At 34.5% G+C, this 24,728-nt stretch carries 13 protein-coding genes and 2 pseudogenes; 13 read left to right on the top strand and 2 right to left on the bottom strand.

Features of this window, described 5'->3' with window-relative positions:
• Positions 1-287: 287 nt before the first annotated feature.
• Together AC1Q8L_RS23305 and AC1Q8L_RS23300 are read left to right on the top strand one after the other, a co-directional pair.
• A complete protein-coding gene (locus AC1Q8L_RS23305; protein ID WP_492339501.1) occupies positions 288-1,838 on the top strand; it encodes a replication-relaxation family protein in 1,551 nt (516 codons plus the stop codon).
• Positions 1,810-4,886, top strand: a pseudogene (locus AC1Q8L_RS23300) (type IV secretory system conjugative DNA transfer family protein). Before AC1Q8L_RS23305 ends, AC1Q8L_RS23300 begins: the two are co-directional and overlap by 29 nt.
• A gap of 265 nt (positions 4,887-5,151) precedes the next feature.
• On the opposite strand, the gene AC1Q8L_RS23295 reads toward AC1Q8L_RS23300, so the two are convergent.
• On the bottom strand, positions 5,152-5,310 hold the full coding sequence (locus tag AC1Q8L_RS23295; RefSeq protein WP_001181914.1) for a hypothetical protein: 159 nt from the start codon (positions 5,308-5,310) through the stop codon (positions 5,152-5,154).
• A gap of 247 nt (positions 5,311-5,557) precedes the next feature.
• Entirely contained in the window at positions 5,558-7,255 is a 1,698-nt protein-coding gene (locus tag AC1Q8L_RS23290) for a helix-turn-helix domain-containing protein (RefSeq protein ID WP_050845179.1), read from the bottom strand.
• A 548-nt stretch (positions 7,256-7,803) separates the two neighbouring features.
• On the opposite strand from AC1Q8L_RS23290, the gene gntR reads away from it, so the two are divergent.
• The 11 genes and pseudogenes from gntR to AC1Q8L_RS23235 all read left to right on the top strand — a co-directional run.
• Positions 7,804-8,535, top strand: coding sequence for a gluconate operon transcriptional repressor GntR (gene gntR / locus AC1Q8L_RS23285; RefSeq protein ID WP_001130027.1), 732 nt, complete (start codon positions 7,804-7,806; stop codon positions 8,533-8,535).
• Positions 8,528-10,063, top strand: a complete 1,536-nt coding sequence (gntK, locus tag AC1Q8L_RS23280) for a gluconokinase (RefSeq protein ID WP_098312217.1) — start codon at positions 8,528-8,530, stop codon at positions 10,061-10,063. Before gntR ends, gntK begins: the two co-directional genes overlap by 8 nt.
• A gap of 123 nt (positions 10,064-10,186) precedes the next feature.
• On the top strand, positions 10,187-11,533 hold the full coding sequence (gene gntP, locus AC1Q8L_RS23275) for a gluconate permease GntP (RefSeq protein ID WP_025118426.1): 1,347 nt from the start codon (positions 10,187-10,189) through the stop codon (positions 11,531-11,533).
• A 264-nt stretch (positions 11,534-11,797) separates the two neighbouring features.
• Positions 11,798-13,207 (top strand): NADP-dependent phosphogluconate dehydrogenase, encoded by a 1,410-nt coding sequence (gene gnd / locus AC1Q8L_RS23270; protein ID WP_000413550.1) that lies wholly within the window; start codon positions 11,798-11,800, stop codon positions 13,205-13,207.
• Between the two features lie 1,914 nt (positions 13,208-15,121).
• The gene (locus AC1Q8L_RS23265; RefSeq protein WP_025118267.1) at positions 15,122-16,831 is read left to right on the top strand and encodes a hypothetical protein; all 1,710 of its coding nucleotides are present in this window, start codon (positions 15,122-15,124) and stop codon (positions 16,829-16,831) included.
• Positions 16,832-17,832: 1,001 nt separating this feature from the next.
• Positions 17,833-18,939, top strand: coding sequence for a conjugal transfer protein (locus tag AC1Q8L_RS23260; RefSeq protein WP_098312015.1), 1,107 nt, complete (start codon positions 17,833-17,835; stop codon positions 18,937-18,939).
• 2 nt (positions 18,940-18,941) lie between these two features.
• Positions 18,942-19,232 carry a hypothetical protein gene (locus AC1Q8L_RS23255; RefSeq protein WP_098312014.1) on the top strand — a complete coding sequence of 97 codons (291 nt, stop codon included), beginning with the start codon at positions 18,942-18,944 and terminating at the stop codon, positions 19,230-19,232.
• A gap of 40 nt (positions 19,233-19,272) precedes the next feature.
• Positions 19,273-19,677: a TcpE family conjugal transfer membrane protein gene (locus tag AC1Q8L_RS23250; RefSeq protein WP_000192356.1), complete on the top strand. Its 405-nt coding sequence runs from the start codon at positions 19,273-19,275 to the stop codon at positions 19,675-19,677.
• 59 nt (positions 19,678-19,736) lie between these two features.
• Positions 19,737-22,266, top strand: a pseudogene (locus AC1Q8L_RS23245) (ATP-binding protein).
• A 1-nt stretch (position 22,267) separates the two neighbouring features.
• Positions 22,268-22,750, top strand: coding sequence for a hypothetical protein (locus AC1Q8L_RS23240; RefSeq protein ID WP_000241152.1), 483 nt, complete (start codon positions 22,268-22,270; stop codon positions 22,748-22,750).
• Positions 22,751-22,782: 32 nt separating this feature from the next.
• The coding region (locus tag AC1Q8L_RS23235; protein ID WP_492339500.1) for a CD3337/EF1877 family mobilome membrane protein at positions 22,783-24,728 on the top strand (1,946 nt) is incomplete at its 3' end.

Here is a 24,728-nt window from a genome sequence, read left to right as displayed (position 1 = left end):
CTTATCTATGTCGAAGTACATATGACGAACTCTAATAGAAATTTTCTACTTGATATCATTAGATTTAATTACCCACACCTGACGAAATAATATATGTTTTTAAACCGAGAGTTCACAGGGGATAATGGGTTACTTTTTTGTAAATTTCAGTTAAAATATACTTTAATCATTTTTATGTACTGAACTGCTTAATTTATCCAACATTAATTACTTTCATTTGTTGACAATTGCACTCAATTTTATGCAAGTTTCCGTATGCTATTTTCATATCAAGGGAGTGTTTAAAATTGAAAAAATCATTTGATTATACCGTTAAATATATCGTCGGGGAAAATGATCGTGGAGTTTATTTTAATCGTTCTGACATTTTTACAGTTTTATTTTTATATGAACAACGAACAGTATCTCAAATTCAATTACGCAAATTTTATGAATTGATAAGTGGAGAACCTATAAGTCGAACTACATTTTCATCAAAGCTAACCAAATGGGCTAAAATGAAATTAATAAAAAAAGAAAACATAAGTGTGAGAAAAAAGCGCGGATTTACATTGGATTTTGTTTCTATCTCTTCAAAAGGGGTTGAAATATTATACCGATTGAAATTAATTTCTGATTGTAGTACCTCATTTGTTACCAAAAGGCAGTATGAACACAATATAGCTATTACACAATTTGTATTAAATTTACTTGAAGCAGAATCCCAAAATGAACATACTGGTGCAATTGTAGGTGGTAAGGGAGATTATCTTTTTCCGCTAAACTCGATTGTGAAGCAAAACTTACATTTACCAAACCTAATGTACTCCAATTCAAATAATGCTTACTTTTTATACGAAGATGAAGAGTATCGCGAAATGTTTCAACCAGAACTTCAACCCGTTTCTTTCCTACCAGATTTACCTCAACTTGTATATTCATTTCGTCCATCTAAAGAATTTTATCCTGACTCAAAGGGAAACCCATTAATCATTCCTGATTGGGTTATTACTTGTAACAATTCTATTATCAACATTGAAGTTGATACAGGATCGGAAAACATTCCGTTTTTAGAAAATAAGTTAAAAAAATATCTCGATATCGCTGCCGCTAGCCCATCTAAGCAGTATTACGTGTTATTTTCTGTTATCGATGACTCCTACCATACCATTTCTACTTACAAAAAACGGACCACACGTGTAACAAATTTGAAAAAAGCCTTTAGCACTATACCACGTTTATGTGTAGTGGATAACCTCAATGTTTACGTATGCAATATGGGTGGGGCGGCACTTGTAGTAAATAATATTCTTCAAGAAATTCGCAAAACTAATAGTGTAAGTAAAAATCACCTACTCAAAAAAATCACTGAACGTTTAAACATAAATTCTTCTTTCCCTTATTCGGTAGAGTGGATATCTAATAAAAATGAAATGCAAACGAAAGGAATGCAGCATTCTAAACTACTTGAGCTAACAGATGACATTTTGGTATTACGAAAAAAATCATCTGATGAAGAAAAAAATTCTTTAGATTACTTAGAAATATTATGTATATCAACAATACTTAGGGTAGGGGAGGTTAACGCACACTTTAAATTACAACAATTATCAGGATTGTTGGCCATGCAAAATCAACACCGAACACTAAACCCAATTAAGATTTTGGGGATATATGAAGCGGATGAATTAGAGCGTGGGCAGCAAGCCATTTTTACTGATTTGTTTCACAATTCCATAGCACCAGAGAATATATTATTGGCTACTTCTGCTGAATTGCTTAATTTCACCGCTGCTTTTTATTCGTTAAAAGAGAGGGTGAAACAAGAATTTGGAGAATGCAGTTCAAAAGAATACTGAACTCAATAATGCACCAGGTAATGGGGAGGACCCAAAAGCCGGAAAGAGCAAAAAAATTCCTATACAGTTACAATCGATATTTCGAAAAGCTGGAAATGTCGTTTAGCAGCCCGCTCATCTTACTATGTTGTGACATTACTACTTCTGCTAGCTTGGTATTTTGCTTTTAGAGGAATTTATAAATACGCTTCTTTCTGGTCGATACAAATGGGGGCTTCATTACCTACTTTAAGTATCTTCGGTAATCCATTTGAAACTAATTATTACATTGAAACCTTTTTTAGCTTTTGGATTTTAATTTATACTTGGCAACTATCAACCAAGGTTAAGACCTACCAGGAGATAAAGCGTAGATGGTTTATATTCTCGATGATGTTAATTGGTATAGTTGCCCAGTACTTATGGGCGTTTAGTGTTCCATTAGCTAAGATATTTATTCCATTCTTAAACTCGAAAGCTGGAGAGGTTTCACTAAATGACAAAGGATTAGAAGATACTATCCTTTCAAATTTCAGTAATATCATGCACCTTGTATTTGCTATACCTGTAATTATTATTATTCTCGTACTCTTATGGCTCTTTAAGATTTTTTTTGAACATAAAAAAGAGCTTTTAGATGCATTCGGAAAATGGGAATACGTATTTAAAATACCTGGTTGGATGCTTTCCTTTTTGAATGATGATCGACAACGAAAACTTGCTACTTCATTACACAAATTTTTCACTGAAAAAAATCCATCAAAATTGCCAGAACCCGATATCTTTCTTGGTCCTAACAGTGCTACACGGGAAATGGCAGTTATACAAGGCAAGTCTCTAACGCTTAATATAATGATCATCGGTAACATTGGTACAGGGAAATCCGCTGCACTAGGTTTGCCAATTGCCAATCAAATTCTTGACTATATGGCTTCCATGATTAATAACTTTAAAACTTTATATGCAAGAAAAGATTATCATTCAGAGGATGTAAAAGGAACGCAGGTTAATGGTCTTACTGTTATCGAGCCATCAAATGACTTCTGCGAAAAAGTATATAAATTGGTATTAGCACACAAAATTCCCGAAAGTGTTATTTTCTATTTAGACCCAACAAATCCTGATACCCCTTCAATAAATTTTGTACGTGGTCCAGTCGATAAGGTTGCTGAGATGTTATGTTCAGTATTAACGGGGCTCTCTGATAATGGCGCGGGAAATCCTTTCTTTGTTCAATCTGAGCGTTCGCATCTTAAACAACATATTTACTTGTTAAAACTCCATGATTCAAAATTTGAAGCTAGATTTGAACATTTAATTGATTTGTATAATGATGCTAATCTCGTTTTTGAGATGCATCTCAAGTTAAAAGAGCGACTTCCTAATGATATTGAATCTATACCTGATAGAGATGAACGAAATCATTGGCGCATAATGAAGCAAGTTGATGAATGGTTTGATTTAAATTATGTACCTGAAATTTCTGGCGGTCGTGGGGGAGGGGAAGTTGTTTATCATACTGAAGGGAAATACTATGGGCAGCCAAAGATTATTGATAAACAAGAAACCTTCGTTCGTGGTTTACGAAACACATTAAATGATATTTCAGCTCAACCTCTGCTCCGTCGTGTATTATGTGGTCCATCAGATTTTGACTTTGAAAAGCATTTGGAATTTGGAGGTATCCTTTTAATCAATACAGCGAAAGGGGAACTTTCTGACCTATCTGATGTATTCGGCAAATTATGTTTATATGCAGTGCAAAATGCAATTTTCCGTCGTAAACCTAACGTATCTCCATACCATCCCGTTTTAGTTGATGAGTTTGCTGATTACATTTATAAAGCATTTAAAAGTTTTCCTGCTCAATCACGTAAATATAAAGCTCCTTTAATTGTTATTGCACAAACAATTAGTCAATTAGCAATTGAACATGGCCCAAGATTCATGGATATCCTGTTAGGTACATTTCGTAATAAACTTGTTTATGGTGATGTTACTAATGAAGATGCTAAATTGTTTAGTAAGCTTATGGGTACGAAAACAATTTATGAAGCACGTGAAGGTGATCAAGAAATTGATATGGTAACAGCTGAAACGAAAACTCAAAGTACACGTAGAACATCCTACTCTTATTCGAAAACAGAGGTACCCATTCTTTCTGAAAATGATATATTGATTCAAAAAGCATTCCAGTGTGCTGCTAAAATTGTAAAAGATAATGCTCCTCAAGGAGGAATACAAGTAAATGCAAACTTTGTTCCTGCCACTGAGTTTAAAACAGCTAAGATTCAAGTTGATGCAGAAGCAGCTGTTTATTGGCTAAAAATTCGTGAAGAATCATTGAATGCAGAAATTAAATATGATGATTATGTCACAGATACAGATGTTGATAGCGAAGAAACTGTAATTGAGGAATTGAGTATGCCTAAAACAGCGCCTACTGCAATAGAAGGTTGGTTACAAACGTTAAACCCTGATACTTACGATTTTTATAATAATGACGATTATACTGACAGTGAAGGTGAGTTAACAAATAATCAGTCTGTGCAAGATTACTCAAGAAATTCTGCTCCTAAGCTAAAAAAGGGGGACGCTACAGCATCAATTCCTACTTCTAATACAACGGAACACGCAAAAATTAATGAAGTGATTAATTTGCAAAAAGAGAATGTACCAGATACCAGTAAACATAGAGAACCTATTGAACTTATCAAGAAAGCACCAGTTATTACTGAAACTCCAATAGAAGTGCCAAGAGCGAAGCATACACCACAATATAGAGAGCCTGCTTACACATCGACTGTTACCCATAATCAGCAGGAACAGGAAATTCAACGAACTGCAGAAATCAATGGTAAAAATACAACATCTAACTTAACAATGCAATGGTTACAGCAACAAATGGCTGCTACTGTTTCTCAAGATGATAAAAACACATTACCTATAGATGAAATGCAAGGGGGCTCTCGACTTCACAATCGGAAAGTGGCAGAAGTAACTCCAGAAAGTGCCGCAATTAAGGCTAAACTCAATCAATATATCGAAGGTGACATTGATCATGAGTGATAAGCTATGCATATAACGAATTTTTCTACCAGTAAGAAGGTGTGGGCTGTAAGCTCATACCTTCTTACTTTTTAAGATGATATTTCCGAAAAAAGACTTTTTATGAAACAAAACCAGACTTATGGCCTTATAGCAAAACTTGATTAGAATCCTGTGTTAATGTGCAGGATTTTTTCCTATTAAGCAATCGGGCCAGATTACGGAATAACTCATTACTGAATAAGATTTTAAAGAAGAAAATTAAAACTCAGTAAGGAGGGGTTTCTTAATCTCGCATTGCCCCAGCTTCCCGGGAAGTCATTGCTCCTTGTCCTGCTCTCACATCATTTTGAATTTCTTGTTTTACTTTTTGCGCATCAGTTTCTGCAAAATTTGGTTTTATAATAGAACCAGACTTCTCTATAGCTTTTTTATAATTTTGCATACAAACCCTCCTCAATTTAACGTTTAACAATCTTATTTTGTACAAAAGTACACTCGGTATACCCCGGGTAGTTGAACGAATTTCACGTAAAGTAAAGGAGAGGAGAGGAAATTAAATACGTGGTTTCTGTTTTTAGGAATAGCAAATAGAAATTATTCCAATGTCAAGTGCGATTATGGAGCCATACATATAGAAAATGAAAAGACTAAAAAGAAGCAGGTACCTCTGTAAAGGTATCTGCTTCTTTTTACATAGATTCTATAATCATTTGTCTTTCATACCACTTGTTAAGTTTTTCATTAACACTTTTTGAAATGCGTTTCATTTTTTTATTACAAAATCTTGAGAGTGTAGCAGGGGATAGACCTATTTCATCTGCTATCTCACGCATTGTTTTATTTTGATGCATATGCTGATGCATAATTTTCTCTCGAACCATATCCTCTGATCCTACAGTAGGTTGTTTTACTGTATCTACAATATAACGCTCCTCTTGCTTCTCTTGCGTATCTATTGATTTTTTCTTCACCATGCTATCTATATTATTCATCAATTCTTTTGGAGGTAAAATAATGATTCCCAACTTTTCAAAGTAATTCTTAAACCAATTGCGTTCTCCTATCTTTGTTTCATCCAATTCTTCTGCATATGCCCAATGTGAAATGACATTTTCTTTTTCTAAATCATTTAAAACATTTTCTAGTTGTTCACGAATTCGAGTTGGGCGCCCCTTTGTAGTTGTAATACCCATTACAGACAGTAAACCTTTTTCTCCACCAATGGAGTATGGTCTTTTTAAAGTACTGTATTGTTGACGGATTCGCCACTGCCAGGATAAATAACGTATTAAACGTTTATGAAACTTGTGTCTATAGCTATTATACTCTAATGCTTTTTTCGATAATAAAGCAGTTGTGCTATTAGATCCATACAAATAGCCCGATAAAAAACTACCTGGTTTAATCTTACAGGATTCTATCCCCATATATTCATTAGTATTCTTATCTCTCCATAACACTACAGAGTCCAGTACGAATAGCCTTTTGATTACTTCACGTTTTACTTCAAATTTTTCCCCTGTTTCAGCTTGATCGTTCAATACTACAACTTCATTATCATCATTCAAATAAATAAAGATGCTCGCTAACGCTGCAATACGTTGCGCTACTTTTATCTTATCTTCTGCACGATAATACTCTACACCGTTTGCTGATGCTTTTGGCATATTACATAATTCCAACACATTTTCATAGCTAAAATCTATGAATTCATCTGGAGATTTAGCTTGATTTAACCATTGTATTGTAATGGTATCCAAACAGTCTGCTGTAAGATCATCCATATTACTAATTACTCCATCAACCAATATAGACCATCTTTCTGCTTCGTTTGTATTCACTAATCTCAAATCCTCATCCTTATGTGATGATAGTTGTGCAACTCCGCTTGAATTTTTTGTTTCTAATGGCAGTACCGGTTTTGCTACTGCTTCATCTTCCTCAAAATGATTTTTTGCTATTCCATCACGTAATTGATAGTACATTGCGTCATTGGTTACAGGATAGTAATCATCCGATATATCTTCTATATGTTCTGTTACCTGACTATCTTCAAAAATTGAAATTTGAGTTGGTTCAACTGCTTCAACTTTTTCTCCGAATTCTTGTTCAATGATCTTATCTAGTACATTTTGAATCTCAACTTTATATTTATTCAGATTGGCATAAATGTTTAACAACGATATTCCTTGCTCTTGTTTCTGACCTAACCAAGAAACAAGTGTCGAAAAGGAAGGGGACATATTAGCTGATGTTACTAATTTATCATGATTCTCTTGTACTTCTTTATAATATTTATTCCATTTGGCCCATAACTGCTTGTTTTCTTCATAAATTGGAGCAGCAAGTAGGAGGGCATCACTAAACAATGCTAACACTTTCTCCATAATTAAATACCTCCTAACAATGTTAATTACAAATATAATTTGAATCTTAAAAATGTGAAACGTCATAGCTATATGATGGCTATATAACCTTTAAGTTGAAACATTATCAGAATAATCCGCACGATTGTTGATTTTTACTCGTTCTATTGTGGATCATTTAAATTCTCTTTACTTGTCTTTAATTATATAAAACTGCTTCTATTTGTAAAATCATTACTTTACAATACAATTTCAATTTTTAAAAGTTTTTAATGCTCAAATTCAGTTACTGTTACATTTTTACATCTATATTTTTGACTCAAAAAGTTGTAAACCTGAGTGGTAAATATGTTGATGTAAATCCTTGAATATCATATTCTTCAGTTTTCCATTCCCTAAATCTTCTTCATCAACAATAATAGTTTTTGGGGCGACTCGATTTGTTAGCTTGATAATTATGGGGCTTTCCTCTAAAAGAACCAAAGCAAACAATAAAAGCGCTTGCATAATTAAAAATCCGAGTTATAATACTTGTATACAAGTATACTTGATTAACATGAGGTGAATTTATGGCGAAATCAATGGAATTTCTTTATCCTGAAAAATGGCTTTCAAAAGCTTCTACAGGGGATCGTGTTGCGAGCGAACTGAGAATGCGCATTATTGCAGGGGAAGTTGAAAGCGGTACCATCCTGTCGGAAAATAAATTAGCTGCCGATTTTTCTGTAAGTCGGTCACCCGTTCGTGAAGCATTAAAAGTACTAGCTTCTGAAAATATTATTCGCTTAGAAAGAATGGGCGCAGTTGTCATTGGTTTAACCGAGAAAGAAATCGAAGAAATATATGATGTTCGTTTACTTATAGAAAAGTTTATCTTTGAGCGACTTGTAAAGATGGACACAAATGATTTAGTAAGAGAACTAAATAAAATAATGGAAATGATGAAAATCGCCATTAAATATCATGATTCTGATGAGTTTTCTTATCAAGATCTTTTATTCCATGAAACGATTATTCGAACCATTGAGCATTCCTACATCCTGATGATTTGGAATAATTTAAAGCCTGTTATGGAAAGCTTAATCCTTTTATCAATGCGTAATCGTTTCAAGGAAAAGTACGAAGACTTTGAACGGGTTATTAAAAATCATGAGCTTTATATAAAAGCAATCGAATCAAAAGATCGAGCCCTCATGATTGAGGCCTTACATCTAAACTTTGATGATGTTCAAGGGAAAGTTGAAGATTTCTGGATGTCACAACAAATGTTATCTAAAGGAGTAGAGCAAGGACATGAGTAGCTATATGTTAGGTATAGATATCGGTACAACAAGTACGAAAGCAGTTTTATTTACTGAAAAAGGCGAAGTCATCCAAACCGAGAATATTGGTTATCCACTTCGCACACCGGATATATCCACAGCGGAACAAGATCCAGAAGAGATTTTCCAAGCTGTTTTACAAGCAATATCAAATATAACGAAACAGCATTCAGATAAAAAACCATCGTTTATCTCATTTAGCAGTGCTATGCATAGTGTCATTGCCATGGATGAAAATGATCAGCCGCTGACACCTTGTATCACTTGGGCAGATAATCGCAGTGAGGCATGGGCACATAAAATCAAAGATGAACTGAATGGCCATGAAGTTTATAGACGAACAGGAACACCTATTCACCCCATGTCACCATTAAGTAAAATTACATGGATTGTGAATGATCATCCGGAAATTGCTATTAGAACGAAGAAATATATTGGAATCAAAGAATATATCTTCAAACAATTCTTTGATCAATATGTTGTTGATCATTCCATCGCCTCGTGCATGGGGATGATCAACTTAAAAAAACTAGATTGGGATGAGGAATCTTTAAAAATTGCTGGTATAACACCAAGTCAATTATCTGAACTCGTACCGACCACCCAAACATTTAGCAACTGCAATCCAGATTTAGCCCAAAAGATTGGCATCGATTCCCAAACACCGTTTGTCATTGGTGCCAGTGATGGGGTGCTTTCTAATCTAGGTGTGAATGCAATTCGGAAAGGGGAGATTGCTGTCACAATTGGAACCAGTGGTGCTATTCGGACCATCATTGATAAACCACAAACAGATAAAAAAGGAAGAATATTTTGTTATGCCTTAACCGAAAAGCATTGGGTAATTGGTGGACCGGTAAACAATGGAGGAATGGTCCTTCGTTGGATTCGTGATGAACTTGCTTCATCAGAGGTAGAAACTGCGAAAAGACTAGGAATTGATCCATACGATGTATTAACTAAAATAGCTGAACGTGTGAGACCTGGTGCAGACGGATTATTATTCCATCCATACCTCGCAGGTGAACGTGCACCATTATGGAATCCAGATGTACGTGGCTCCTTCTTCGGTTTAACGATGTCACATAAGAAGGAACATATGATTCGTGCAGCTTTAGAAGGCGTTATATATAATTTATACACTGTATTCTTAGCGTTAACCGAATGCATGGATGGTCCTGTAACCCGTATTCAAGCAACAGGCGGCTTCGCAAGGTCTGACGTTTGGCGACAGATGATGTCCGATATTTTCGCATCTGAAGTCGTTGTTCCAAAGAGCTACGAAAGCTCTTGTCTAGGTGCATGTATATTAGGTCTCTATGCCACAGGAAAAATTGATTCTTTTGAAATCGTTTCCGAAATGGTTGGCAGTACCTACAAACATACACCGAAAGAAGAAGCAACAAAAGAATACAGACAATTACTGCCTATATTTATTAACCTATCAAGGGCGCTAGAAGACGATTATACACGAATTGCAAATTATCAAAGAAATTTAATAAAGTAAAACTTTCATGAGTAATCCCCCACGCCTCGCTTCTATCTAAATCTCGAGGTGGGGGGCCTTACTGCCCACGAATAGTGGGATAAATATAAATACAAATACAGCTAAGATTAGGGGGGAACTACGATGCCATTAGTCATTGTAGCAATTGGGATTTTAGCATTACTTTTACTGATTATGCGCTTTAAATTAAATACCTTCATTTCATTAATCATTGTATCGGTCGGGGTTGCTTTAGCACTTGGAATGCCGCCTCAAAAAATTTTTAAAACCATTGAAGCGGGATTAGGGGGAACACTTGGTCATTTAGCACTCGTTTTTGGACTTGGTGCGATGTTAGGTAAGTTGCTTTCAGATTCTGGGAGTGCACAACGCATTGCCATGACCCTTGTGAAAAAATTTGGTGAAAAGAACATTCAATGGGCTGTTGTGACTGCCTCATTTATTATCGGGATTGCATTATTTTTTGAAGTAGGTTTAGTATTATTAATTCCGATTGTATTTGCAATTTCAAGAGAATTAAAAGTTTCTATCTTATATCTCGGTATTTCGATGGCAGCTGCTTTATCTGTAACACACGGATTTTTACCACCACACCCAGGACCAACTGCTATCGCTGGTGAATTGCATGCAAACATCGGTGAAGTATTACTTTACGGTTTTATGATAGCGGTTCCAACGGTTGTGTTAGCTGGACCTGTATTTACTAAACTTGCAAAAAAGCTAGTACCTGATGCGTTCACAAAAACCGGTAATATCAAATCTTTAGGTGAGCAGAAAGTATTTAAACTTGAAGAAACTCCTGGCTTTGGAATCAGTGTTTTTACCGCTTTACTGCCTGTTCTTTTAATGGCAGTCGCTACAATTATTACTTTGCTGCAAAAAACAATGGGATTCAAAGATAATAGTTTACTAGCAACGATCGAGTTTATTGGGAATGCGGATACTGCCATGTTGATATCCTTACTAGTTGCGATCTATACAATGGGATTGGCAAGAAATATTCCAATCAAAAACGTGATGGAATCTTGTACAACAGCGATCTCGAATATTGGGATGATGCTCTTAATTATTGGTGGAGGCGGCGCTTTCAAACAAGTATTAATTGATGGCGGCGTTGGTAACTATGTAGCCGAATTATTCAAAGGTACTTCATTATCACCGATCTTGCTCGCATGGATTATCGCTGCCATTTTACGTATTTCATTGGGGTCTGCTACGGTTGCTGCATTAACAACTGTCGGTTTAGTGATTCCGATGTTAGGTCAATCTGATGTTAACCTTGCTTTAGTTGTCCTTGCAACAGGGGCTGGTAGTTTAATTGCTTCACATGTGAACGATGCTGGTTTCTGGATGTTCAAAGAGTACTTTGGTTTAAGCATGAAAGAAACATTTGCAACATGGACTTTACTTGAGACTATCGTTTCTGTAGCCGGATTAGGGTTTACTTTATTATTAAGTTTATTTGTATAGATCTTTCTAAACAGTAAAAGGGATACGGAAGCTGTTTAATGTGATTTTTCATAATTAACCGGTTATTTTTCATGATTGATTAATAAGGATGCAAATTTCTCTTTATTTTTTAACTTGATAATGATGTGCCGTGTCCCTATAACCTTTTGCACGAATACTGGCAGAGCCTATTGAAATGAAAAAGATTGATTATTTGATTAAAGTGTTATTTTAGGTATATATACTATAATACAGAGTAACATACATGGAAAGGAACGATGGAATATGGAAAAGTTACAAATTGGAGTTGTTGGTGTGGGCGTTATGGGAAAAAGCCTCGCACTTAACTTTGAGAGTAAAGGGTATTCTGTTGCCCTATATGATATTTCAAAGGAAAAAGTTGATGAAATCATTGAGGAAAACCGTGGTAAAAACTTAGTTGGTACTCATATAGTTGAAGAGTTTGTTAACTCACTTGAATCACCTAGAAAGATTTTATTAATGGTTAATGCAGGGGAAATTACAGATAAGGCGATTGATTCTCTAGTCCCTCACCTTGATAAAGGTGATATTTTAATTGATGGTGGTAATACATACTTTGTCGATACAATTCGCCGAAACAAACGTCTTGCCGAAGAAGGAATCAATTTCATCGGGGCAGGTGTGTCAGGCGGCGAAGAGGGTGCATTGAAAGGACCATCTATTATGCCAGGCGGACAGAAGGATGCATACGAAAAAGTAAAGGATATGCTTGAAAACATCTCTGCAAAAGTGAATAACGAGCCTTGCTGTTCTTATATCGGACCTAATGGGGCAGGACACTATGTAAAGATGGTTCACAACGGTATTGAGTATGGAGATATGCAATTAATTTGTGAAGCATATTTCTTCTTGAAACAAACACTTGATTTGACTGCAGAAGAGTTCCATGAAATATTTGCTGAATGGAATAAAGGTGAACTGAACAGCTATCTAATTGAGATTACAGCCGATATCTTCAAGAAGAAAGATGAAGAAACTGGTAAGCCATTAGTTGATGTTATTCTTGATACTGCAGGACAAAAGGGTACAGGGAAATGGACAAGTCAAAGCGCACTTGATTTAGGCATCTCTCTTCCTATTATCACGGAATCTGTATTTGCCCGTTGCATTTCTGCTTTAAAAGAAGAGCGCGTGAACGCAAGCAAAGTTTTATCTGGCCCTAAAGATAAAACAGCGATTGGAGTTGAAAAAGCTGAATTAATTGAAGCAGTGCGCCAAGCTTTATATATGAGTAAAATTTGTTCTTATGCACAAGGATTCACGCAATTGAAGGCAGCTTCTGAGGAATATGATTGGAACCTTGATTTTGGCAGCATTTCTATGCTTTGGAGAGGCGGATGCATTATCCGTGCTGCCTTTTTACAGAACATTAAAGAGGCTTATGAGACAAACACTGACCTACCGAACCTTTTACTTGATCCATACTTTAAAGAAATTGTAGAGTCATATCAAGGCGGATTACGCCAAATTATCTCAATGGCGGTACAACAGGGTATTCCGATACCTGCATTTTCAGCAGCAATTTCTTATTATGACAGCTATCGTACTGCCAAACTACCTGCAAACTTGTTACAAGCGCAGCGCGATTATTTTGGAGCGCATACGTATAAACGAGTAGATAAAGAAGGTACATTCCACACAAAATGGATATAAAATAAGAAATGGACTAAGATTAAATTCTTAGTCCATTTTTCATCCCACAATTCGCAGGCTATAAGACTCCCACTGATGGAATTTCACTTTAAACGAATGACTGAGTCAAAATGCGTTTATTTTTCCCATTTAGATGAAAAACTACATAACCTTTAAGGTGAAATGTTATCTGAATAATCCGCACAATTGTTGATTTTTACTCCTTTTATTTTGGATCATTTAAATCCTCTTTATTTGCCTTTAATTATATAAAACTGCTTCTTATTTAAAACTACATAGCCTTATCTTGGCTATAAACTCTTATTTGAAACTATATAGCCTTATCGCGGCTATTACTTCTTACTTGAAACTATATAGCCTTATCGCGGCTATTACTTCTTACTTGAAACTATATAGCCTTATCGGGGCTATAAGCTCTTATTTGAAACTATATAGCTTTATCGCGGCTATAAGCTCTTATTTGAAACTATATAGCTTTATCGGGGCTATAAACTCTTATTTGAAACTATATAGCCTTATCGCGGCTATTACTTCTTACTTGAAACTATATAGCCTTATCGCGCGGCTATTACTTCTTACTTGAAACTATATAGCCTTATCACGGCTATTACTTCTTACTTGAAACTATGTAGCCTTATCGCGGCTATTACTTCTTACTTGAAACTACATAGCCTTATCTTGGCTATAAACTCTTATTTGAAACTATATAGCTTTATCGGGGCTATTACTTCTTATTTGAAACTACATAGCCTTATCATGGCTATAAACTCTTATTTGAAACTATATAGCCTTATCACGGCTATAAGCTCTTACTTGAAACTATGTAGTCTTATCATGGCTATAAACTCTTATTTGAAACTGCATAGCTTTATCTTGGCTATTACTTCTTATTTAAAACTACATAGCCTTATCTTGGCTATAAACTCTTATTTGAAACTATATAGCCTTATAACAGCTATTACTTCTTACTTGAAACTACATAGCCTTATCTTGGCTATAAACTCTTATTTGAAACTATATAGCCTTATCACGGCTATTACTTCTTACTTGAAACTATGTAGCCTTATCATGGCTATAAGCTCTTATTTGAAACTATATAGCCTTATCTTGGCTATTACTTCTTACTTATAATAATGAATAGCTATATTGTGGTTATAATTTCGTAATTTATGAAACGTTATAGCTATATGATGGCTACAACTTTAAAAAAATGAAACGAGAATATCCTGAAAATCATTCGACTAAAAAAATTTTTATTCTATGTAATTTACTAATAAACGTTGATATAAAGCCATTTCATTAAATATGAAAGAAAAAACAATAAAATCATTATAGCTATATGATGGCTACAACTTTCACTTTAAAACTTCAAAAAACCTATATATACCAAGGGTTACAGCAGCTTTCAATAAAATATAACTTGTTTTAAAAACATGAAACGTTATAGCTATATGACGGCAGGAAACATGAAACGAAATGAAACGTTTATAGCGGTATGATGGCCACAACTTTTCATTTAAAAACAGTTATAACTCCCTATATATCAGTGTTTATACGAAATCTATAGAAATTTCTTAGTCAATCCAAAACATGAAACGTTATAGCTATATGATGGCCACAACTTTAAAACGAAATTAGCGTAAAACCCTATAAAATCAATGGTTTAGTAAGATTTCCCCCACAACATACTACGTTTCATATTCAAAAAACTTCATAGCCCTATGGTGGCAACAAACTTTTTTTTATGAAACGTCAAATCCCTTGTCCCCCAAGGGATTTGGGCACGTTTCATTTTTTTATTTTTCCTCTTAAAGGGACAGATTTCACCAGCATTCGATTTGATATAATCAAAAATGAAATTCTATATCTAATTGTGGGGAAAACTGCAACTTAACATAAAAGGAGGTGAAAAAGATGGCAAAACCTTTCGTTATAAAGAACAAACGTAGTTTAAATGGTGAAACAACAACACCGGTAATAGTAACAATTAAATCATGGCAAAAGTTAGTAGAAGCTTTGGAAGGTAAGTATTACAGTTTTAAAGATACCTATCTAGAAGACATTGTGAATTCAATGTCCTATGAAGAACGAATTGCAGATGAAGAGGGATTTGTTGCTAAAGCAAAGCCATCTTTTTCACTGAAAATGAAAAAGATTGTAGATAAAGTAAGTGAATTTGATAAAAACGAAGGCAGAAAACATAAGCTATATGGTATTACAAATGCTGATTTAGAAGTATTTCTATTTCTTCATAAAAAATGTAATACATATGGTGAACTTTCGCATGTATCGATCCACATGCTTTGGGAAGATTATAAAAATTATAAAGAAGCATTTTCACATATTCACCACTCACAATTTTATGTGGCTTTGAAGAAGTTAAGTTTCCATAACATCATTACAATCGAAAATGAGTACAGTGGTAAATATAAAATCACCTTAACTGATTTCATGAATAAAGAAACGAATAAAGCAAATGCATATACATTTATTAGCCCGATAGTATTTACCAAAGAATTCTTTGAGTTATCCATTGCAGCTAAGAAACTATTCATGGATGTAGCAATGCAGCAGAAACGCGAAACTACCCTGAAACGTTCTTTATTCAAAGTTGATGAACAAGGAAACTCAACACACTTTGGTGGTATGTATCGTTACTTACATAAGAAATACCCACATCAGATTCGTGCTGTACTTGAGGAATTAGAAACAAAACTTTCTGCTACTGGATCTCCTTTATTTAAAATCTGCAAGTTAGAAAAAGGGAAGAAGAATAAAAAGCAATATACAACATTGCATTTATCTGTACATCCTGATTTCTTATGCGCGAAAGAAGAAGGAGCAGAATACCGTGACCCATTTACACCACGAGATACATATAAGCGTAAAGCTAAATTCATAGAAAACTTGTTAGTTGAAATGAACATTGCTGAATTTGCAAAGGATATGAACCAATTCATTAATGTTTTAAAACACTCCTGTCATCGTCAAATTCGCCAAGTAGTTCGTGGCTTACGGGAAATGATTGATCGACAAGAAGGATATCCGAAAAAGCTTGTTTATACACTAAGTAAATTATTAAAGCAATCTTCTCAATATCGTGTATTAGACACAGCTGCTAAAACTGGAATTTATCCTTTAATTACACATAATGTACCTAAACATGATCAAGAAGAGGCCATTTTTAAATTTGGTACTCATTTTGCTATATACTCTTTACGCAATGTTCAAAAGCTATTCCGTAAAGCGCATGACCTGCTTCATGCGAAATATGCTGTACCTGTAACTATAGATGCATATCATCGTAATTACATGCAGTATCAAGAGGAATCACTATTTAGAAAATATGCTTATGAGCAAGGAGTAAATATTAACGCATATACAGCATTAGAAATTGAAATTCGTGAACTATTAAAGTCTAGCGGGCATCAAGGAACTAACATGCCTAGTGATATTCGTGAACTGTTCATTGAAAAAGTTGATAAATTGCCGAAGGAAAAGATTCGTGTAATTGAGGTCCCTGAAGACTTTGATTTAATTCAGTTTCTACAGTCCTTAGAAGCATACTACCGTTCAAAAAGTGAAACACCACATTCGGTTGATCAGCTGCTTCCTGCAATGTAAAGATACAGCTCTCTATTTTTGAAAAAAACAAAAGTGGAGGGCTATTCGTGTTGAAGATCCCCTGTGAAATGCATTACTTCTAACAAAACAGAGAGAAAGTTTTCAATGTTAATGATTACGCCTCTCTATTTTTTATGCAATTACATACATTGAACATAAATCAAAATGAGATATTCACAATTTCCGAACTGTTAAATCTGAATTTTCAGTCTTTTTGTGTCATTTCATCTACAAAAAATCAGAAATATTTTTTATAATTCTGTTGATATCTTAATAATTTTGACCTGATGTGTATAACATAAAGCCTTAAGCGCTGTTCTTATCATCTTCTATCTCTAAATCTACTTAAAATCAGCAAAACTTCTGTTAGTTATGTTTAAAAAGTGGATTCTGTTCCTAACTTTGACCAATTTGTTAATAAATTGTGTGTAGTTTTTAAGAAATGTGGAAAGTTTGTTCATAAATCAGCAAAATTTGTATTTATTATTTATGCATTCACTCGCATCAAATTAACGATGATAAAATGTAGTTTTTAAATACCTAATTTACGATATTTTGTAGTTTTTAATCATCATCCAGCTCATTAAGTACATTCCCAGTATTTACTTTTTATGATTTTTTACGGCTAGAGTAATAATGAACCCTTAGCATAGCAATGTTAGAACACGATTTTTCCTCTGTATAAAAGTTTTATCTTTTTTCTTTATATATATTAAAGATATATATTATATTAGGTTTTAATATTGTGTAGTACTTACTATAGTGAATAGTTCCTGTGTATAGCCAATTTCATTTTTTAATGGAATTGGTTTTTTTATGGACTTTAATAAATATAATGTTTATTTTTAATTACTCTCAAAAACTTTGATATAAAAACATAAATTTTTTTATTTCTCTTAGATTTCCGAAAAAAATAAATCATACTTAAAGTAGATAGTTGATTAGTGGAAATTACAATGAACTTTGTAATCTCCTAACCATTTAAAAAGAGAGGTGAAGACATGGTAAAAAAGAAATCTCAGAAAAACGCCGAAAAAAAGAAATTTACATTCTTTAAAAAAGCAAAGAATAAAACAACTGAAATATTAGATATGCAACTAGAAAATTCAGAAGCACTTAAAGAAAAGAAGAAACGTAAAACAAGGGAGAAAGTTCCGGCGATAACAGGAAGAAAAGTAGGTAAGGTTACATTTTGGTGTGTGATGGGATTCGTGTTTGCAGGAAGCTCTCTTTCATTTATCCAACTTGCCGGTCCTCCTAGAGCAGTAGCTGTTCAAGAAAAGAAGGAGGAACCCGTAGAAATTAAAATGTCAGAAGCAGAATTAATTGCATATGCGAATAGTTTTGCCGCAAATTATTTTAACTGGAAAGTTGATATGAATGTAGCTGAAGAGCGAAAAAAGCGATTAGAGAAATTTCTAGTTGAAGGATCCGATGCGCAAGGTGGATTAAATAGAGACACTTTAAAAAACGCCTCTAGTACTTTAGTTAAGTCGGAAGCTGTAGAGGTTCGGCAAAAAGGAAATGAAGCAGAAGTAACATTGAAAATCATTCAGAAACTAGAACCTGTAAATAATCCTGCTCCAGGAATGACTCAAGCCCCAGATACACCAAAAGAGCCTAAAGAAGTTACAAGGTACTTCTCTATTCCAATTTTAATGGAGAAAGGAAAAATGGTCGTTCCTAACAATCCTACAATCGTTCATGGAGAGAGAGAAAAGGCATCTTATAAAGTGGCTACCTTCAAATTAGAAGGACGAGAAATTAATACAGATGCAGAAGTGAAAAAAGTAGAACAATTTTTACAATCAGTATTTAAAGTTTATACAGAAGGAACACCAGAAGAAATTGCTTACTACTTTGAAAAAAGCAATATAACAAATGGACTAAAAGGCATTATGACATTTAGCAAATTAGAAAACCTACGAATTTATGAAGATAAGGATAAAGGATACAGAGTCTTAGTTGATGCCAAGTTAAAAGACAATGATAGCAGCTTAGAGTACACATACACATATGATTTAAGTCTAGTAAATAAAGATAACAAGTTTTCAATTAGCTCTATGAAGAAATTTGAAAACACATTAGAGAAAGTGGAGGGTAAATAATTATGGAGCTTTTGGGATTAGATATGGTTGCTCAGCAATTACCTGCTATTACAGATGCAGCGGTTCTAGGTAACATTAATTTTGGGGTGAATATTAAAAACTGGTTAGTAGCTCAGTTAGGTCCAATCTTTTTAGTTTGTACAATCATCGGTGTAATAGTGCTACTTGTAAAACGACAAATGGCAGGTTTAATTGGTTGGCTGGTACTTTGTGCAATTGTTTCAGTATTTGTATTCTCACCAGACGTATTTAAAGACCTTGGAACAAAATTATATAACTTAGTTTTCAAATGATAACTAGTAAAACTCATAAATTTTTAAGGAGTTGGTATAAGTGACTCAGAAACCGACTCGCAAGGAAGTAAGGACTTACAACTCTATTTGGGATATTCCAAAGAGTTTATATGGGATAAGGGACATAACACTCCCTTTCCCAGTCCCTTACAGACAACTGGGAATCTTTGTTGGGACACTTTTAGTAATTATATTTCTAGATCAGTTTTTACCCTTAGGAGAGAATGTCTTTTTCAAATATTTAATATTACCTGGTGGTATAGCGTACTTCTTTGGAAATGTTGAATTAGATGGAAAGAGCCCACACAAATTTATATATCGATTCTTTGCATTCATATTTGAAAGAAAGAAGTTGAGTCGTTATAAGGATATAACTGGTAATATTGGAAGCTATCAATATAAGACGGTAGTCCGGTTTAAGGATGATTCAATTAAGAAAAAGTAATTAATTAGTCTATACAGAAGAATTATTTTAGTCTCATATTCTTCTCTAAGGAGGCACAAATGAATCAGGTTGAATTTCCAGTCAAATATTTTCATGAGAATTTGATTTTTAACCAAGATGGTTCTTGCTGGGCGTATTATGAGGCATACGGGATTCCTTACGAATTTAAAGGAGACGATGATAAAAATACGTTGTTTATGCGACAACTCGGTTTATTTTGGAATTATGAAGAAGAGAAACATCTACTAATGATTCCTGTTTATCAGAATTTCAAAGAAAAAGCCGATGAGTTTAAAGAAACAGTAAGTGGTGAACTAAAAGAGCTGGCAATAGATCATACTGATGACGTTGTCCATGAGTTAGAAAGAAAATTTGGTAAAAACGCTGTAGAATATCGTTATTTTATAGGTGTGAAATTAAAAGTAAGACACATACAAGAAGGACTTAAGGAAATGCTTTATACAGCATTTCATACCTTTAAAAATACTGCAGAACAGTTTGGATTACTTGGTGATACCAAAATATTAAAAACTGATTTAGAGATGTTTAAACGGGAATCTAGCGCTTTTAAAAACAAAATAAGAAAACATTTAGCAGTAAGAAGTCTAGAAACAAATGAAACTCAATGGATTGTGTTACGAAACTTCTATCGTACATTAGAGGCACCTGTTACAGCAGGATGGACGCCCCCAGTAGTTGATGACGATTCTGCAATCTTTCCAAACCAAGAGAGTTTATTGCGCTTAACAGAATCAGAAATAGACGTTAAAGGAAGACATATAGAAATGTCCCAAATTGGTTCTGATGGTTTAGAGTATCCAGCATATATGAGCTTTTTATCAGCATCGAAGATTCCATATACAATGGAATTTCCAGACCAAGAGTGGATGTATATGATCCAAAATATAGATTTCCCAATTGAACTGAGTGTTCGCACTGAAAATATTAACCATCGTAAAGCCCTATCCAAACTAAATAAAAAGAAAAAAGATTTAGAAGACCAAGAAGCACATGCAAGAGAAAATGCACAAACTGTTGGGCTAAACGTGTATGAAGGCGTTCAAGAAGCTACTGAATTACAAGCACTTATACAAAAGACACGTATGCCACTAGTTAAGACATCAGTATCTTTCTGTATATGTGTTGAAGATTTAGATACAATGCGTCGAAATACCAATTCACTCATTTCTATTTATAGAGAGATGATGATTGAACTAGTAAGGCCGTATGGAGATCAGTTCCTACTGTTTAATGAATTTATCCCTGGTTCAAGAAGGTATGTAAATGATTATATACACTTTATGGAGCCTGGAGTGCTTGCAGCCGGTATGTTTGGTGCAACACAAGATTTAGGTGATAATATCGGATTTTATATAGGTACAACTGGTATTTTAAACAAAGCAGTTTATATGACACCTTCTCTCGCAGCGACAAATACCGTTGCAAATCAAAAAACGAGCGCACTTTCAGTTGCAGTAACAGGAAGTACTGGTTCTGGTAAATCATTTGGAACAAACTTAATTGTTTACCTAGCGGTACTAGGAGGAGCCCAAACACTGATTGTCGATCCCAAAGGTGAGAGGGGGAACTGGACAGAAGATTTACATGGCTTAGAAGGTAAGGTAAATGTAATTACACTAGGGACTGATAGACGAGATGAAGGGAAACTAGACCCATTTATCATTCATAAACATAGCCGAAAAGATGCAATTGAGTTGGCAATGACAATTCTTACTTTCATTACAGGTATTAAACCAGATAACTCGGAAAAATTCCCGCGCTTAGCTTCAGCTGTAGAATTCGTAGCAGGAATGGAAGAACCGTGCTTAACAGCTGTATCTCAATACCTTGAAGATAGTGAGGATAAAGTGGATCAACAATTAGCCGCTCATATTCAAGCTTTTGAGAATTTATCCTTTGCACACTTAATCTTTGGTGATGGAACAAATAGAGATATTGAACTTGATACGGCAGTAAATATCATACAAATTCAGCATCTTGACATGCCAGACATTCAAAAAGATCCGAAAGATTATACCCTACAAGAAAACTTATCGGTTAGTATGTTGATGTCTCTATCTTCTTTTGCAAGAAAATTCTTTCAAAAGGATCCTACTAAATTCAAAATTGTTCTATTAGATGAAGCATGGGCAATCATGGGGACTTCTCAAGGGCGAGAGTTAGCTCGTAAGCTGTCGTGCCTTAAACTCTGCAGTATACTTTGCTACTCAAAGTGCAAGTGACCTTGGAGATGAGACATTTAAGAATAATATCGGTATGAAGTTCTCATTCCGTAATACCGACAGTAAAGAGATTTCTTCAATCTTAGATTTCTTTGGATTACCTGATAATGAAGAAAATCATGCGATTATTACTAATCTAGAAACAGGACAATGTTTATTCCAAGATATCCAAGGAAGAACAGGTGTTGTCACAATGGATGTAGTGTTTAAGGATTTATACGATGCATTCGATACAAGACCAAATGCAAGAAAGAATTATAGACAGTCAAATGATGAAGAAAAGCAGGAAGTTAATGCAACCCTTGTCGAAGAAGGGGGAGAAAAAATAAATGTAGGAGTGAGTTAACATGGTAAAAACTAAACTAAAAAAATTAATGCTATCTAGCCTATGTGCTGGCGCTCTAATTCTGAGCGCGGCATGTGGAAATAGCGAAACAAATGTAGGAGAAGAAAAAGATAAACAGGGGCACACTCCAAGGGAAATGATGTTGGATTTTGTAAAGGCCGACTTACAACATGATTATAAAACAATACGTAAATTAGTTGTCGATGGGGAGAAAAATAAAATATTGGACCCTAATAAAGGACCTCAAAATAATTTATCATACAAAGATTACACTGTAAAAGAATATGTGGTAGATAAGGACACAATTATGTATAACTTTATTTCAAAGAAGCCCCCTAAGAATATCGATAAAGCAGTGAAATGGGTAAGAGTAGTCCGTACAGAAGACGGGTTCAAAGTTCGAAGCTATACCGGACCTGAACGAAATGAAATTGATGAAGTAGCAAATGCTAAACCGACAAATGAGTTTAGTTCCAAAGATTAATGGTTTTCCCATAAAAGGGGGAGTAACATGTAATGAAAAAGTTTATTACCCTATTGTTATTAATTTGTACTTTGCTTTTAGCATTTAATTTACTTTTTAAAGCTGCTCCAGTATATGCAGAGGAAGAACCCAGACCTTCTCTTATAGACGATATCATTCCAAAGAATAAGGAAAAATTAAAATATGAAGAATATCCACCAAGTAGTTATGGAATCGATGTTTATACTCCAGAAGGTGGATTTGGAGAATCTCTTAAATTTTGGAAATGGAAAGATAATATTAAAGAACAAATTGTAGCAACTATTTTTATATTAATTAGTATTGGGTGGTCAGTAAACCTTGCAATTAGTAGTTTTGTGACTAGTATGGTAGGCCAATCAATGAGTTTAAATATAGTAGCTGATGTTGGAGATAAGTTAGGTGATGTAATCTCTAAAGCGGCAGGCTTCAATGGTTCTTGGGGTAATGGAATATATAGTGAATTAATTGGACTCATGTTAGCTTTATTAGCTTGCTGGGTTATCTGGGTAGGCTTTGTACAACGACGCCAGTCAGAGATGCTAGGAGGATTGTTAAAAGCATTAGGTATCTTAGTTTTCACTTTAGGTTTTTTTGCGAATTCAAGTTATATCATCAAAGGACTTAATACTTTCTCCGAACAAGTAAATAAAACTGTTCTTGACTCAACTCAAAGTATTAGTGGAGCAAGTGAAGGATATTCAAGTGGTGTCGATTCTATCACTGATTTAACGCATACTCTATTAATCAAACAACCTTATACGTTATTACAGTTTGGTACAACAGATATGAAGAAAATTGGTGATGAGAGAATTAAGAAAATGTTAACAACGACAGATCCTGATGAAAGAAAAGCTCTTTTAAAGGATGAAGTTGAGGTTCAGAAAAACCAAACACTCTCGTTAGATGCTACTTTCGAAAGAGGGGCACTTGTATTATTACTGGGAGCAATTAATCTACCTTTATGGATAGTTCTTGGATTATGCAGTATGGCGATGTTATTCTATCAATTAATGTTTATAATTGTAGCTTTAATGTCACCTGTAATGTTATTAATGGCATTAGTTCCAGCCTGGACTGGAACAGCTAAAAGGTTCTTAGCTGAATTGTTTAGAACACTTTTAATGAAAGTAGCAATAGGCTTTCTGGTAACTTTAATGTTTTGGGTTTCTTCAATCTTATTTAGCGCAACAGATAAGTATGGTTATTTAGTAGTTGCCGCATTACAAGTACTTTCATTCTTAGGTGTTTGGTTATATCGTAAAACTATTTTCGATGCTATTACTACGGTACCAGCAAGTGCAGGAGCTGCACGCGCATCAGATGCTATGAGTAATATTAGGCAGAAATATCGTGATGTTAGACGTGGAACTAAGACAGTTGGAAGAGGTGTAGCAGTAGCTGGAGCCGCGGGTGTTGCAAGTGCGGCAATGGCCGGAAAAGTGGGTAAATCAGGCTATAGTAAGTTTAAACAGTTGAAAGAAAACTATGCTGATAGAAAAGAAAAGGTAGCAGATGGTAAACGCAAGGAAAAAGAACAAATGCAAGCAGAAAAAGAAAAAAATATTAGTCAAATGAAAAAAGAAGAAAATTTAGGTGTTCGTGTTAGAAAAGGACATCAGGAGCAAGAAATGGTTCAGGAAGAAGTAGCCGCAACTAAAGAAAATCCAGAATTAGCAGTACGAGAGAAATCTCAAGATAATAATATTGAAGTACAACAAGCAGAATTAAAAGATAAAGAAGAAGATGTAAAGGCGAATGTTAAACCAGTAGCACCATTAAATGAGGAACTTGGTAATAAAGAAGAAGATGTAAAAGCGGAAGTAAAACCATTAGCGGCAATTAAAACACCAACAGGTCAAACAAAGCCAGTTACAACACCACAGTCAGGAACGACACCATTACAATCGAATCCGATGGAAAGCAAACCAATCACAATACCACAGTCAGGAACGACACA

It is taken from the genome of Bacillus sp. GW823-FHT06A11, assembly GCF_058795355.1.
This window is presented reverse-complemented; position numbering and strand designations above follow the sequence as displayed.

Coding starts and splice junctions, on each gene's coding strand:
- AC1Q8L_RS23295 (WP_001181914.1), bottom strand. CDS start 5,310: ATGCAAAATTATAAAAAAGCTATAGAGAAGTCTGGTTCTATTATAAAA.
- AC1Q8L_RS23290 (WP_050845179.1), bottom strand. CDS start 7,255: ATGGAGAAAGTGTTAGCATTGTTTAGTGATGCCCTCCTACTTGCTGCT.
- gntR (WP_001130027.1), top strand. CDS start 7,804: ATGGCGAAATCAATGGAATTTCTTTATCCTGAAAAATGGCTTTCAAAA.
- gntK (WP_098312217.1), top strand. CDS start 8,528: ATGAGTAGCTATATGTTAGGTATAGATATCGGTACAACAAGTACGAAA.
- gntP (WP_025118426.1), top strand. CDS start 10,187: ATGCCATTAGTCATTGTAGCAATTGGGATTTTAGCATTACTTTTACTG.
- gnd (WP_000413550.1), top strand. CDS start 11,798: ATGGAAAAGTTACAAATTGGAGTTGTTGGTGTGGGCGTTATGGGAAAA.
- AC1Q8L_RS23265 (WP_025118267.1), top strand. CDS start 15,122: ATGGCAAAACCTTTCGTTATAAAGAACAAACGTAGTTTAAATGGTGAA.
- AC1Q8L_RS23260 (WP_098312015.1), top strand. CDS start 17,833: ATGGTAAAAAAGAAATCTCAGAAAAACGCCGAAAAAAAGAAATTTACA.
- AC1Q8L_RS23255 (WP_098312014.1), top strand. CDS start 18,942: ATGGAGCTTTTGGGATTAGATATGGTTGCTCAGCAATTACCTGCTATT.
- AC1Q8L_RS23240 (WP_000241152.1), top strand. CDS start 22,268: ATGGTAAAAACTAAACTAAAAAAATTAATGCTATCTAGCCTATGTGCT.